This is a genomic window from Citrobacter sp. Colony219, from assembly GCF_019382635.1.
In the GTDB taxonomy this organism is placed as follows: Bacteria; Pseudomonadota; Gammaproteobacteria; order Enterobacterales; family Enterobacteriaceae; genus Citrobacter; species Citrobacter youngae.
In genome coordinates this window covers 4,492,700-4,506,825 of the sequence record NZ_CP080033.1, presented here as the reverse complement: position 1 = coordinate 4,506,825, position 14,126 = coordinate 4,492,700, and the positions used below count along the sequence as shown (strand labels likewise).

Here is a 14,126-nt window from a genome sequence, read left to right as displayed (position 1 = left end):
CATTGGCTGCAGGATCGGCTTTGTCGAGGCCGAATTCGTAGAAGTTGTTATAGCCAGAAACCTTATCTTCTGGTGTTAAAGGAAGTGTATTTTGCCAGGCTGCCGGCTTGGTGAAATCAAGGGGTTTACCGGCAGGCGCGGGCGGACGGTCATTGCCTTTAAACCAGCTCAGAAGATCGGCCTCGGCAGAAAAGGGCAAAGACAAAGCGGCGGCGCTGATACCCAGCGCTTTCAGCACCTGGCGGCGCTGCATAAAAAAAGCCGACTCGGCTGTTACATCGGCTTCAGTGAATGGACGTATTTTCTTCATAACGGACTCCCGACATACGCGCAAAGGCTCATACTGGCGCGTAGTTACTATGGCAGGGAGTCCGTCAATGTGCAGAGAAATTTAGTTAATTAAATGTAAATTTGTATCTGCAAATTGTTTTATTTCACTTTCACCAGCGTACGGCCCTGCACCTGGTTATTGATGATGGCATCGGCGAACTTCGGCGCATCGGCAAGCGTGATTTCTGTCGCTGCCTGGGTAAAGAACGACTCTGGCAGGTCGTTAACCAGACGTTGCCAGGCCTGTGCACGACGATCCGGAGGCGTCATCACGGAGTCGACGCCCTGTAAGCGCACGTTGCGCAGAATAAACGGCATCACCGTGGTGGGTAGCGCAAAACCGCCAGCTAGGCCACAGGCGGCAACACAACCGCCATAGTTCATCTGCGCCAGTACTTTTGCCAGCACTTTGTCGCCAACGGTATCAATGGCACCCGCCCACAGTTGCTTTTCCAGCGGACGAGATTCAGCAAACTCATCACGACCCAGAATGCGGTTGGCTCCCAGGCTTTTCAGGTAGTCGTGGGTGCTTTCGCGGCCCGATACTGCCGCAACCTGGTAACCCAGTTTGTGCAGCAGCGCAACGGCAGTACTGCCTACGCCACCGCTGGCACCAGTGACGACGATTTCGCCGTCTTCCGGGCGGATACCGGCATCTTCAAGCGCCATGACGCACAGCATGGCAGTAAAACCGGCGGTACCGATGACCATGGATTTGCGACCGTCCAGTCCTTTTGGCAGCGCAACCAGCCAATCGCCTTTCACACGAGCGCGTTCGGCCAGTCCCCCCCAATGATTCTCACCCACGCCCCATCCGGTCAGTAAGACTTCCTGACCTGCATGAAAACGAGGATCTTCACTTGTGCGTACGGTTCCGGCGAAATCGATACCAGGAATCATCGGAAAATTGCGGATAATTTTACCCTTACCGGTGATGGCGAGGGCATCTTTATAGTTCAGGCTCGACCAGTGAACATCCACCGTCACATCGCCTTCAGGTAGCTGATTTTCGTCGAGGGGTTGAACGGATGCGAGGGTTTTTCCGTCCTGCTGTTCTAAGATCAAAGCCTGCATAACCTGTCCTCAATTCATATAGTGGATTGGAAAATTATCTGTGAAGACTATACTCGCTAATTAAAACATGATGCCGATTCTGCGCAATAAATTGCCAGATATACCTGATTTGGTAGTATGCCCACATTATTTGTGTAAATTGACGGATTTCGCGTTCAGTTTTGCATTTTCGTGTCGCTTTTTCACTTTCACACCTGATTCATCACTGTCGGAGTTAACACAAGGATGCGATTAACGACGAAATTTTCAGCCTTTGTCACGCTGCTTACCGGGTTAACGATTTTCGTGACGCTGATAGGTTGCTCGCTGAGTTTCTATAACGCTATTCAATATAAGTTCACCACCCGCGTCCATGCCGTCGCGACGGCGATCGATACCCATCTGGTCACCAGGGATGTCGTGTCCTTAACGCCGCAAATTGATGAACTGATGATTTCGGTTGATATCGTCCGTATTGAATTGCTTCAGGATGACCGCGTTGTTTATAGCCATTCCCGAACCAGTAGCTACCGCCCGGCGGGGACGAATAACCTTTATCGCAATCTCACCGTGCCATTGGTCAAGCATCCGGGGATGTCGCTGCGTATGGTTTACCAGGATCCGATGGGCAACTATTTCCATTCGTTGATGACTACGGCACCGCTCACGCTATCGATAGGCTTTATTATCCTGATGCTGTTTTTGTCGGTGCGCTGGCTTCAACGTCAACTTTCCGGACAGGAATTACTGGAGATTCGTTCAACGCGGATCCTCAACGGTGAACGCGGGCCAAACGTGCGGGGAACGGTCTATGAGTGGCCAGCGCGTACCAGTAGTGCGCTCGACATGCTACTGACCGAAATTCAAAATGCTCGTGAGCAGCGCAGCAGGCTGGATACGCTAATTCGCTCCTATGTCGCGCAGGATACAAAAACGGGGCTGAGCAACCGCTTGTTCTTTGATAACCAACTGGCGACGCTGCTGGAAGATCAGGAAAAAGTCGGCTCGCATGGTGTGGTGATGATGGTTCGTTTGCCGGACTTTACGCTGCTACGCGAGAGCTGGGGCATTACCCAGGCGGAAGAACAAATTTCAACGCTTATCAATTTGTTGTCTACCTTTATGATGCGCTATCCGGGCGCACTGTTAGCGCGTTACCACCGAAGCGATTTTGCCATCCTGCTGCCACACCGCACGTTAAAAGAAGCGGAAAGTATCGCCGGGCAACTCTTAAAGGCGGTGGATGCACTTCCGGCTAACAAAATGATCGATCGTGCCGATATGGTTCATATTGGCATTTGTGTCTGTCGCAGCGGTCAGTCGACTGAACAAGTTATGGATCACGCTGAAGCCGCCACCCGGAATTCAGTATTACAAGGCGGGAACAGTTGGTCGGTGTATGACGACTCTCTGCCGGAAAAAGGCCGGGGCAATGTGCGCTGGCGAACGCTGATTGAACAGATGCTCAGTCGGGGCGGACCGCGAATTTATCAAAAACCTGCCGTAACGCGTGAAGGGCGGGTGCACCATCGCGAGCTGATGTGCCGTATTTTCGATGGCAGCGAAGAGGTTATTTCGGCGGAATATATGCCGATGGTGCTGCAATTTGGTCTGGCGGAAGAGTATGACCGTCTGCAAATCAGCCGTTTGATCCTGTTGTTGGGGTACTGGCCGCAGGAAAGCCTGGCGATGCAGACGACGGTTGAATCGCTCATTCGCCCACGTTTTCAGCGTTGGCTGCGAGATACGCTGATGCAGTGCGAAAAATCGCTACGTAAACGCATAATTATTGAACTTGCTGAGGCGGATGTTTGTCAACACATCAGCCGGTTACAACCGGTTATCCGATTGATGGATGCGCTTGGCGTACGTATTGCCGTTACGCAGGCCGGTTTAACGTTGGTGAGTACCAGTTGGATCAAAGAGCTGAATGTCGAATTGTTGAAGCTTCATCCCAGTCTGGTGAGAAACATTGATAAGCGAACGGAAAATCAGCTGCTGGTTCAAAGCCTGGTAGAGACGTGTACCGGAACGCCAACGCAGGTTTATGCCACGGGCGTACGTTCGCGCAGCGAGTGGCATACCCTGACAGAACGTGGAGTCGCGGGTGGGCAGGGTGATTTTTTTGCCGCATCACAGCCACTTGACACAAACGTGAAAAAATATTCGCAAAGATACTCGGTTTAACCTGCCGTTTAATTTGTTTTCACGTAGAATAACGCGCGCTGTGCCTTCTGGGGGTGTGCTTGTCTGCTCGCCAGGTTGTAACAGCAAACATGCAGGTGAATGACCTTTGACAGGTTGCAAACAAAAGCGAGGACTGCTGCTGAGTTTTTCAGCCCTGATGGACTCAGGCCGGTTTTGTAACAAAGGAAACGAACTGCACTAATTTTCACCGTAGCAGATGATTTTTGCGCCTTGTCGCTGCTGCGTGTGGTTGGTAAAGTAAGCGGATTTTGTTTTCCGCCCCAGCTTTCAGGATTATCCCTTAGTATGTTGAAAAAATTTCGTGGCATGTTTTCCAATGACCTGTCCATTGACCTGGGTACCGCGAATACCCTTATTTATGTAAAAGGACAAGGCATCGTATTGAATGAGCCTTCCGTTGTGGCCATTCGTCAGGATCGTGCCGGTTCGCCGAAAAGCGTGGCTGCAGTAGGTCATGATGCGAAGCAGATGCTGGGTCGTACGCCGGGCAATATCGCTGCAATTCGCCCAATGAAAGATGGCGTTATCGCTGACTTCTTCGTGACTGAAAAAATGCTCCAGCACTTTATTAAACAAGTGCACAGCAATAGCTTCATGCGCCCAAGCCCGCGCGTACTGGTGTGTGTACCGGTTGGAGCAACTCAGGTTGAACGCCGTGCCATCCGTGAATCCGCTCAGGGTGCAGGTGCACGTGAAGTGTTCCTGATCGAAGAGCCGATGGCGGCAGCGATCGGTGCGGGCCTGCCAGTTTCTGAAGCAACCGGCTCAATGGTTGTCGATATCGGTGGTGGTACCACAGAAGTCGCCGTTATCTCTCTGAACGGCGTAGTTTACTCCTCCTCCGTGCGTATTGGTGGTGACCGCTTCGACGAAGCCATCATTAATTATGTTCGCCGTAACTACGGCTCTCTGATCGGTGAAGCTACCGCAGAACGTATTAAGCACGAAATCGGTTCTGCTTATCCTGGCGACGAAGTACGCGAGATCGAAGTTCGCGGTCGTAACCTGGCAGAAGGTGTTCCACGTGGCTTTACCCTGAACTCTAACGAGATCCTTGAAGCGCTGCAGGAACCCCTGACCGGTATCGTAAGCGCGGTGATGGTTGCACTGGAACAGTGTCCGCCAGAACTGGCGTCTGACATCTCAGAACGCGGTATGGTCCTGACCGGCGGCGGTGCGCTGCTGCGTAACCTTGACCGTCTGTTAATGGAAGAGACCGGTATTCCAGTTGTTGTTGCCGAAGATCCGCTGACCTGTGTGGCTCGCGGTGGCGGTAAAGCACTGGAAATGATCGATATGCACGGCGGCGACTTGTTCAGCGAAGAGTAATCGGATGCAGGAAGGGTAGCCCTGGGTTGCTCTTCCGCTCTGATGCGAGAATACGCATAGACTATGAAGCCAATTTTTAGCCGTGGCCCGTCGCTACAGATTCGCCTTATTCTGGCGGTGCTGGTGGCGCTCGGCGTTATTATTGCCGACAGCCGCTTGGGTACGTTTAGTCAAATCCGAACGTACATGGATACCGCCGTCAGTCCTTTCTACTTTATCTCTAATGGTCCCCGTGAATTACTCGACGGCGTGTCGCAAACGCTGGCTTCTCGTGACCAACTCGAACTTGAAAACCGGGCGTTGCGTCAGGAACTGCTGCTGAAAAACAGTGAACTGCTGATGCTGGGGCAATATAAACAGGAGAACGCGCGTTTGCGTGAGCTGCTGGGATCGCCGCTGCGCCAGGACGAACAAAAAATGGTGACGCAGGTCATCTCAACGGTTAACGATCCTTACAGCGATCAGGTGGTGATCGACAAAGGGAGTGTTAACGGCGTTTATGAAGGTCAGCCAGTCATCAGCGATAAAGGCGTAGTGGGCCAGGTTGTTGCGGTGGCCAAACTGACCAGCCGCGTACTGCTGATTTGTGACGCGACGCATGCACTGCCAATCCAGGTATTGCGTAACGATATTCGCGTGATCGCTGCCGGTAACGGCTGCACGGACGATCTTCAGCTTGAACACCTGCCGGCTAATACTGACATTCGCGTTGGCGATGTGCTGGTTACCTCCGGTCTGGGTGGGCGTTTCCCTGAAGGCTATCCAGTCGGTGTCGTTTCCTCTGTGAAGCTGGATACCCAGCGCGCATACACCGTGATTCAGGCGCGCCCGACGGCGGGTTTACAGCGTCTGCGCTATCTGCTGCTGCTGTGGGGAGCCGATCGTAATGGTGCTAACCCGATGACGCCAGAAGAAGTGCACCGTGTAGCTAATGAACGTCTGATGCAAATGATGCCGCAAGTCCTGCCGGCACCGGATGCCATGGGGCCTCCTGCGCCAGTTCCTGCTCCGGCGACAGGTGTAACGCCGGTTCCTGCAACAACCACGCCGTCACAACCTGCTCCGCGTAAGCCGGGAGGGCAGTAAGTGGCAAGCATCCGTCACCAGGGACGTTGGGTCATTTGGCTCTCGTTCCTAATTGCATTTCTGCTGCAAGTCATGCCCTGGCCGGACGAGATCCTCGTTTTCCGGCCGAACTGGGTGCTGCTCATTCTGCTGTACTGGATCCTGGCGCTGCCGCATCGCGTAAATGTGGGCACAGGATTTATCGTGGGTGCCATACTGGATCTCATTAGCGGCTCTACGCTTGGTGTGCGGGCATTGTCGATGAGTATCATTGCTTATCTGGTCGCACTGAAATTTCAGCTCTTCCGTAACCTCGCGCTCTGGCAGCAGGCGCTGGTAGTTATGTTGTTGTCACTGGTCGTGGATATTATTGTTTTCTGGGCCGAGTTTTTAGTGATCAACGTCTCTTTCAGACCTGAAGTGTTCTGGAGTAGTGTAGTAAATGGTGTGCTTTGGCCATGGCTATTCTTACTGATGCGTAAAGTCCGCCAGCAGTTTGCGGTGCAATAAAGGTTGATATGAATACTCTGTATCTTGCTTCAGGTTCTCCACGTCGTCAGGAGTTGCTCGCTCAGCTTGGTGTTACGTTTGAACGGCTGGTTCCTGGAATTGAAGAACAGCGGCACCTGCAGGAAAGCGCTCAGCAGTATGTTGTTCGTCTGGCGCGTGAAAAAGCGCAGGCAGGCGTAGCAATGGCTGTGCGCGATTTACCTGTGCTGGGGGCGGATACCATTGTTATCCTTAATGGCGAAGTGCTGGAAAAACCGCATGATGCCGACCATGCAGCAGCGATGCTGCACAAACTGTCAGGCAAAACGCATCAGGTCATGACGGCTGTCGCATTAGCCGATCGCCAGCACAACCTGGACTGTCTGGTGGTGACGGAAGTGACATTCAGAACACTAACAGATGAGGACATCGCCGGTTATGTTGCCAGCGGTGAGCCTATGGATAAAGCAGGTGCATACGGTATTCAAGGGTTGGGTGGCTGTTTTGTCAGGAAGATCAATGGCAGCTATCACGCCGTAGTCGGCTTACCGCTGGTAGAAACGTATGAGTTGCTGAGCAATTTTAACGCACTGCGTGAGAAAAGGGATAAACATGACGGCTGAATTGTTGGTAAACGTAACGCCATCGGAAACGCGGGTGGCGTACATTGATGGCGGTATTCTGCAGGAAATTCATATTGAACGTGAGGCGCGACGCGGAATCGTAGGCAATATCTACAAAGGTCGTGTAAGTCGTGTACTTCCGGGTATGCAGGCGGCTTTTGTAGATATTGGGCTGGATAAAGCCGCATTTCTCCACGCATCAGACATCATGCCGCATACCGAATGCGTAGCGGGTGAAGAACAAAAACAGTTCACTGTACGCGATATCTCCGAACTTGTGCGTCAGGGGCAAGACCTGATGGTACAGGTGGTGAAAGATCCTCTGGGCACGAAGGGCGCACGCCTGACAACGGACATCACGCTACCTTCCCGTTATCTCGTCTTTATGCCGGGGGCGTCGCACGTGGGGGTTTCTCAGCGAATCGAGAGCGAAACCGAACGCGAACGCCTGAAAAAGGTGGTGGCGGATTACTGCGACGAACAGGGCGGATTCATCATTCGTACGGCGGCTGAAGGCGTTTGTGAAGAGGATCTGGCTTCGGATGCTGCCTACCTGAAGCGTGTCTGGACGAAGGTCATGGAGCGTAAGAAGCGGCCACAAACGCGCTACCAGATGTATGGTGAATTGGCACTGGCACAGCGCGTTCTGCGTGATTTTGCTGATGCTCAGTTAGACCGAATTCGCGTTGATTCCCGTCTGACTTATGAAGCGTTGCTGGAATTTACGGCGGAATACATCCCGGAGATGACCAGCAAACTGGAACATTACAGCGGACGCCAACCGATTTTCGATCTCTTCGACGTTGAGAATGAAATCCAACGCGCGCTGGAGCGCAAGGTTGAGCTGAAATCCGGCGGCTATTTGATCATCGACCAAACCGAAGCGATGACTACCGTCGATATCAACACCGGCGCATTTGTTGGGCATCGTAATCTCGACGACACTATCTTTAATACTAATATTGAAGCAACGCAGGCCATTGCTCGTCAGCTGCGTCTGCGTAATCTGGGCGGCATAATCATTATCGATTTTATCGACATGAATAATGAAGATCACCGCCGCCGGGTGCTGCACTCTCTGGAGCAGGCGCTGAGCAAGGATCGCGTAAAAACCAGCATTAACGGTTTTTCACAGCTGGGTCTGGTAGAGATGACACGTAAGCGCACGCGTGAAAGCGTGGAGCATGTGCTGTGTAACGAGTGCCCAACCTGCCACGGACGTGGCACGGTGAAAACGGTCGAAACCGTATGTTATGAAATCATGCGTGAAATCGTCCGCGTGCACCATGCTTACGACTCCGATCGTTTCCTGGTGTATGCGTCTCCGGCAGTGGCTGAAACCCTGAAAGGGGAAGAGTCGCATGCGCTGGCGGAAGTGGAAATCTTTGTCGGCAAACAGGTCAAAGTACAAGTCGAACCGCTCTATAACCAGGAGCAGTTTGACGTGGTAATGATGTAAATCGTGTAGTGGCACCCGCGCATGTAGGCCGGATAAGGCACAAACGCCGCTATCCGGCAATATTCACTCAAGGGGTGTGAGTCACATTTTTTGGCAGACAAGGAGAGGCGCGTGAGGCGATTGCCGGGGATTTTACTGCTCACTGGAGCCGCATTCGTTGTCATCGCAGCGCTGCTGGTCAGTGGGCTGCGCCTTGCTCTACCGCATCTCGATAGCTGGCGTCCGACCATTCTGGGCAAGATCGAATCTGCCACCGGTATGCCCGTTTCCGCCAGCCAGCTTTCTGCTAACTGGCAAAATTTTGGCCCTACGCTCGAAGCTCGCGATATTCATGCACAGCTGAAAGACGGTGGCGAATTCTCGGTAAAGCGTGTCACGCTGGCGCTGGATGTCTGGCAAAGTTTGCTGCACATGCGCTGGCAGTTTCGCGATCTCACCTTCTGGCAACTGCAGTTGCGCACCAATACACCGATCCAGCGCAGCGATAGCGGCGACGGGATTGAAACCAGCCACATCAACGATCTGTTCCTGCGCCAGTTTGATCATTTTGATCTTCGCGACAGCCAGGTTAGTTTTTTGACCCTGTCAGGCCAGCGTGCGGAACTGGCGATCCCTCAGCTAACCTGGTTGAACGGTAAAAACCGGCATCGTGCTGAAGGCCAGGTCAGCCTCTCCAGCCTGACCGGGCAGCACGGTGTTATGCAGGTGCGTATGGATCTGCGTGATGATGACGGCCTGCTGAATAATGGTCGAGTCTGGCTGCAGGCTGACGACATCGACGTTAAGCCGTGGTTGGGAAAATGGATGCAGGATAATGTTGCGCTGCAAACTGCGCGCTTTAGCCTGGAAGGCTGGATGACGCTCAACAAAGGCGAAATCTCTGGTGGCGATGTCTGGTTGAAAAAGGGCGGCGCAAGCTGGAAGGGAGAGAGCAACATCCACACGCTGTCCGTCGATAACCTGACTGCGCATATCAGCCGTGAGCACTCCGGTTGGTTGTTTGCTATCCCGGATACGCGCATCACGATGGATGACAAACCCTGGCCGAGTGGGGCATTAACGCTGGCCTGGTTCCCCGGGCAGGAAGTGGGGGGCGCCAATAATAAGCGCAGCGACGAATTACGTATTCGCGCCAGTAACCTGGAGCTAGCCGGGTTAGAGGGGCTACGCCCGATGGCCGCTAAGTTATCTCCGGCATTGGGTGATATCTGGCGGGCCACGCAACCGAGCGGCAAGATAAACGTGTTGGCGTTGGATATCCCGTTACAGGCGACCGAAAAAACCCGTTTCCAGTCCTCGTGGACCGATCTGGCCTGGAAACAGTGGAAGCTGCTGCCGGGGGCAGAACATTTCTCCGGTACATTGTCTGGCAGCGTGGAAAATGGCGCATTAACGGCCTCCATGAAGCAGGCAAAAATGCCGTATGAAACCGTCTTTCGTGCCCCGCTGGAGATAGAAGATGGCGTGGCAACGCTCAGTTGGCTGAAGAATGAAAATGGCTTTCAGCTAGACGGGCGCAATATTGACGTTAAAGCGAAAGCGGTACATGCGCGCGGCGGTTTTCGTTATCTGCAACCAACCGGTGATGAACCGTGGCTGGGGATTCTGGCGGGGATTAGCACTCACGATGGCTCCCAGGCCTGGCGCTATTTCCCGGAAAATCTGATGGGAAAAGAGCTGGTTGATTATCTCAGTGGGGCAATTCAGGGCGGTGAGGCGGATAACGCAACACTGGTTTATGGCGGTAACCCACATCTGTTCCCGTATTTGCATAACGAAGGTCAGTTCCAGGTGCTGGTGCCGCTGCGTAATGCAAAATTTGCCTTCCAGCCGGACTGGCCCGCACTGACTGACCTCAATATTGAACTGAACTTCATTAACGATGGCCTGTGGATGAAGACGGATAGCGTCAATTTAGGGGGGGTAGAAGCCACTAACCTGACGGCAAATATCCCTGACTACGCAAAAGAAAAACTGCTGATTGATGCCGACATCAACGGGCCGGGCAAAGCGGTTGGGCCTTATTTCGACGAAACACCGCTGAAAGAGTCGCTTGGTGCCACGCTGGAACAGCTGCAAATTGACGGTGATGTGAGTGCTCGCTTACATCTTGATATCCCGTTAGATGGTTCGCTGGTTACGGCCAAAGGCGACGTGAACCTGCGTAATAACAGTCTGTTTATCAAGCCGCTCGACAGCACGCTGAAGAATTTGAACGGTAAATTCAGCTTTATCAACGGCGATCTCAAGAGTGAGCCGATGACGGCGAACTGGTTTAATCAGCCGCTGAACGTCGACTTTTCCACTACCGAGGGTGCAAAAGCTTACCAGGTTGCTGTGAATCTGAACGGTGACTGGCAGCCAACTCGCATGGGGATACTCCCCGCACAGGTGAATGATGCCTTAAGCGGCAGTATGGCGTGGAACGGTAAGGTTGGCATTGACCTGCCATATCATGCCGGAGCGACCTACAACATTGAGCTGAAAGGCGACCTGAAAAATGTAAGCAGTCACTTACCTGCTCCGTTAAACAAAGTCGCCGGTGAGTCGCTACCGGTTAATGTTAAGGCAGATGGTAACCTGCGCAGCTTCGATCTGACCGGTAACGCCGGAAGCAAGAACCACTTTAACAGCCACTGGTTGCTGAATCAGAAACTGACGCTTGACCGCGCAATCTGGACTTCGGAAAGCCGTACCGTGCCAGCGCTTCCTGACCAGCAGGGCATCGAACTTAATCTTCCGCCCATGGATGGTGCGCAATGGCTGGCATTGTTCCAGAAAGGCGCGGCAGATAACGTCGGAAGTAATGCGAACTTCCCGCAGCGTATTGCGGTGCGCACGCCTTCTTTATCCCTGGGCGGCCAGCAGTGGAATAACCTGAGCATTGTGTCTGAACCTGGGCTTAATGGTACCAGCGTACGGGCACAGGGGCGTGAGATTAACGCCACATTGGCTATGCGCAATAATGCTCCGTGGCTTGCCAATATCAAGTATCTGTATTACAACCCGAACGCTGCAACGTCATCGCCAAATACAACGCCAGCCTCGCCGTTCTCTGCTATCAGTAACGTCAGTTTCCGTGGCTGGCCGGATGCGCAGATACGCTGCGAAGAGTGCTGGATGTGGGGGCAAAAGTATGGGCGCATTGATGCCGATGTCGCGATAAAAGGTGACACATTAACGTTGAGCAATGGTCTGTTGGATACCGGGTTTGCCCGGCTGACCGCCGATGGCGAATGGGTCAATGTGCCGGGCAAGGAGCGTACGTCACTGAAAGGAAAGCTGAATGGCAACAAGATTGATTCAGCCGCGGGTTTCTTTGGCGTATCTACCCCGATTCGTAACTCTTCCTTTAACGTCGAGTACGATCTGCACTGGCGTAATCCGCCCTGGGATCCGGATGAAGCTTCACTGAATGGGATTTTGCGCACCCGTTTGGGCAAAGGTGAATTGACTGAACTTAGCACCGGACATGCGGGACAACTGTTACGTCTGCTGAGCTTTGATGCGCTATTGCGTAAACTGCGTTTTGATTTTAGCGATACGTTCAGCGAAGGTTTTTACTTTGACTCTATCCGCAGTACGGCGTGGATCAAAGACGGTGTGATGCACACTGATGATACGCTGGTGGATGGCCTGGAAGCTGACATCGCCATGAAAGGTTCGGTGAATCTGGTGCGTCGCGAACTGGATATGGAAGCCGTTGTCGCACCTGAAATTTCTGCCACCGTTGGGGTGGCCGCGGCGTTTGCCGTCAACCCAATTGTCGGCGCGGCGGTATTTGCCGCCAGTAAAGTTTTGGGACCGCTGTGGAGCAAAGTTTCAATTCTGCGCTATCGCATTACCGGTCCGGTCGATAAGCCACAGATCAACGAAGTTCTGCGCCAGCCGCGCAAAGAAAGCCAGCAATGATTTGACGGGGGCGAGTAATTGCCCCAATCTCAACATAGAACTTCTACCGCAGTCCGTAGGCCGGATAAGGCGTTTACGCCGCCATCCGGGCATTGAAGCGCCTGATGGCGACGCTGGCGCGTCTTATCAGGCCTACAACAGTAACTAATGAGTAGCAAAACGATGAGTCTGAACCTGGTAAGTGAACAATTGCTAGCGGCGAATGGCCTGAAACATCAGGATCTGTTTGCCATCCTGGGCCAACTGGCCGAACGCCGTCTTGATTACGGCGATCTCTATTTTCAGTCGAGCTATCACGAATCCTGGGTTTTAGAAGACCGCATCATTAAAGATGGTTCTTACAATATCGATCAGGGCGTTGGCGTGCGCGCCATCAGCGGCGAAAAAACCGGGTTTGCCTATGCAGACCAGATTAGCCTGCTGGCGCTGGAGCAAAGTGCTCATGCCGCGCGTACTATCGTGCGCGACAGCGGTGATGGCAAAGTAAAAACGCTGGGGGCGGTAGAGCATCAGGCGCTTTATACCTCAGTAGATCCCCTGCAGAGCATGAGCCGCGAAGAGAAGCTGGATATTCTGCGCCGCGTAGACAGCGTGGCGCGTGCCGCCGACAAGCGTGTGCAGGAAGTGACGGCGAGCCTGACCGGTGTGTATGAATTGATTCTGGTGGCGGCGACCGACGGTACGCTGGCCGCTGACGTCCGTCCTCTGGTGCGTTTGTCCGTAAGCGTACAGGTTGAAGAGGATGGCAAACGCGAGCGTGGCGCCAGCGGTGGCGGCGGTCGTTTTGGCTATGACTATTTCCTTGGCGACCTCGATGGCGAAGTTCGTGCTGACGCATGGGCGAAAGAGGCCGTACGCATGGCGCTGGTCAATCTCTCTGCGGTAGCCGCGCCTGCCGGTACGCTGCCGGTGGTACTCGGCGCTGGCTGGCCGGGCGTTCTGCTGCATGAAGCGGTCGGTCATGGTCTGGAAGGTGACTTTAACCGCCGTGGCACGTCGGTATTCAGCGGTCACATGGGTGAGCTGGTGGCGTCAGAATTGTGTACCGTCGTTGATGATGGCACGATGGCGGATCGTCGTGGTTCAGTAGCCATTGATGACGAAGGAACGCCGGGTCAGTACAACGTGCTGATCGAAAACGGCATTCTGAAAGGCTATATGCAGGACAAACTCAATGCGCGCCTGATGGGCGTGGCGCCAACGGGTAACGGTCGTCGTGAATCGTACGCGCACCTGCCGATGCCGCGTATGACCAACACCTATATGCTGCCGGGGAAATCCACGCCGCAGGAAATCATCGAATCCGTTGAGTACGGTATTTATGCGCCTAACTTCGGCGGTGGCCAGGTGGATATCACCTCCGGTAAATTCGTGTTCTCTACCTCCGAAGCGTATCTGATTGAAAACGGTAAAGTGACCAAACCGGTGAAAGGCGCGACGCTGATAGGCTCCGGTATCGAAGCAATGCAGCAGATTTCGATGGTGGGTAACGACCTGAAACTGGATAACGGCGTGGGTGTTTGCGGTAAAGAAGGACAGAGTCTGCCGGTTGGCGTGGGCCAGCCGACACTGAAGGTGGATAACCTGACCGTAGGTGGCACCGCGTAACATCATGATTCAGGCCCGATAAGCACTAGTGCTATCGGGCATCTTGCCAG

The 14,126-nt window shown here is 53.5% G+C and carries 9 protein-coding genes and 1 pseudogene; 8 read left to right on the top strand and 2 right to left on the bottom strand.

Annotated features, from left to right (window positions below):
* Positions 1–310, bottom strand: a pseudogene (locus JTI85_RS21635) (mononuclear molybdenum enzyme YedY); the annotation flags it as partial.
* A 119-nt stretch (positions 311–429) separates the two neighbouring features.
* Positions 430–1,404, bottom strand: a complete 975-nt coding sequence (locus JTI85_RS19920; RefSeq protein ID WP_061068705.1) for an MDR family oxidoreductase — start codon at positions 1,402–1,404, stop codon at positions 430–432.
* A 225-nt stretch (positions 1,405–1,629) separates the two neighbouring features.
* Here JTI85_RS19920 and csrD point away from each other — a divergent pair, with 225 nt between their 5' ends.
* The 8 genes from csrD (at position 1,630) to tldD (ending at position 14,076) form a co-directional block, all read left to right on the top strand.
* Entirely contained in the window at positions 1,630–3,570 is a 1,941-nt protein-coding gene (csrD, locus tag JTI85_RS19915) for an RNase E specificity factor CsrD (protein WP_048213458.1), read from the top strand.
* Between the two features lie 306 nt (positions 3,571–3,876).
* A complete protein-coding gene (mreB, locus tag JTI85_RS19910; protein WP_000913396.1) occupies positions 3,877–4,920 on the top strand; it encodes a rod shape-determining protein MreB in 1,044 nt (347 codons plus the stop codon).
* Between the two features lie 63 nt (positions 4,921–4,983).
* Positions 4,984–6,006 carry a rod shape-determining protein MreC gene (gene mreC, locus JTI85_RS19905; RefSeq protein WP_040234170.1) on the top strand — a complete coding sequence of 341 codons (1,023 nt, stop codon included), beginning with the start codon at positions 4,984–4,986 and terminating at the stop codon, positions 6,004–6,006.
* On the top strand, positions 6,007–6,495 hold the full coding sequence (gene mreD, locus JTI85_RS19900; protein ID WP_040234168.1) for a rod shape-determining protein MreD: 489 nt from the start codon (positions 6,007–6,009) through the stop codon (positions 6,493–6,495).
* Positions 6,496–6,503: 8 nt separating this feature from the next.
* Positions 6,504–7,097, top strand: coding sequence for a nucleoside triphosphate pyrophosphatase (locus tag JTI85_RS19895; RefSeq protein ID WP_115601386.1), 594 nt, complete (start codon positions 6,504–6,506; stop codon positions 7,095–7,097).
* Positions 7,087–8,556, top strand: a complete 1,470-nt coding sequence (gene rng, locus JTI85_RS19890; RefSeq protein ID WP_003828822.1) for a ribonuclease G — start codon at positions 7,087–7,089, stop codon at positions 8,554–8,556. Before JTI85_RS19895 ends, rng begins: the two co-directional genes overlap by 11 nt.
* A 111-nt stretch (positions 8,557–8,667) precedes the next feature.
* Positions 8,668–12,468 carry an AsmA2 domain-containing protein YhdP gene (gene yhdP, locus JTI85_RS19885; RefSeq protein WP_219351940.1) on the top strand — a complete coding sequence of 1,267 codons (3,801 nt, stop codon included), beginning with the start codon at positions 8,668–8,670 and terminating at the stop codon, positions 12,466–12,468.
* 162 nt (positions 12,469–12,630) lie between these two features.
* Complete coding sequence (tldD, locus tag JTI85_RS19880) at positions 12,631–14,076, top strand: metalloprotease TldD (protein WP_003025183.1); 1,446 nt, start codon at positions 12,631–12,633, stop codon at positions 14,074–14,076.
* The last annotated feature ends 50 nt before the right edge of the window (positions 14,077–14,126 follow it).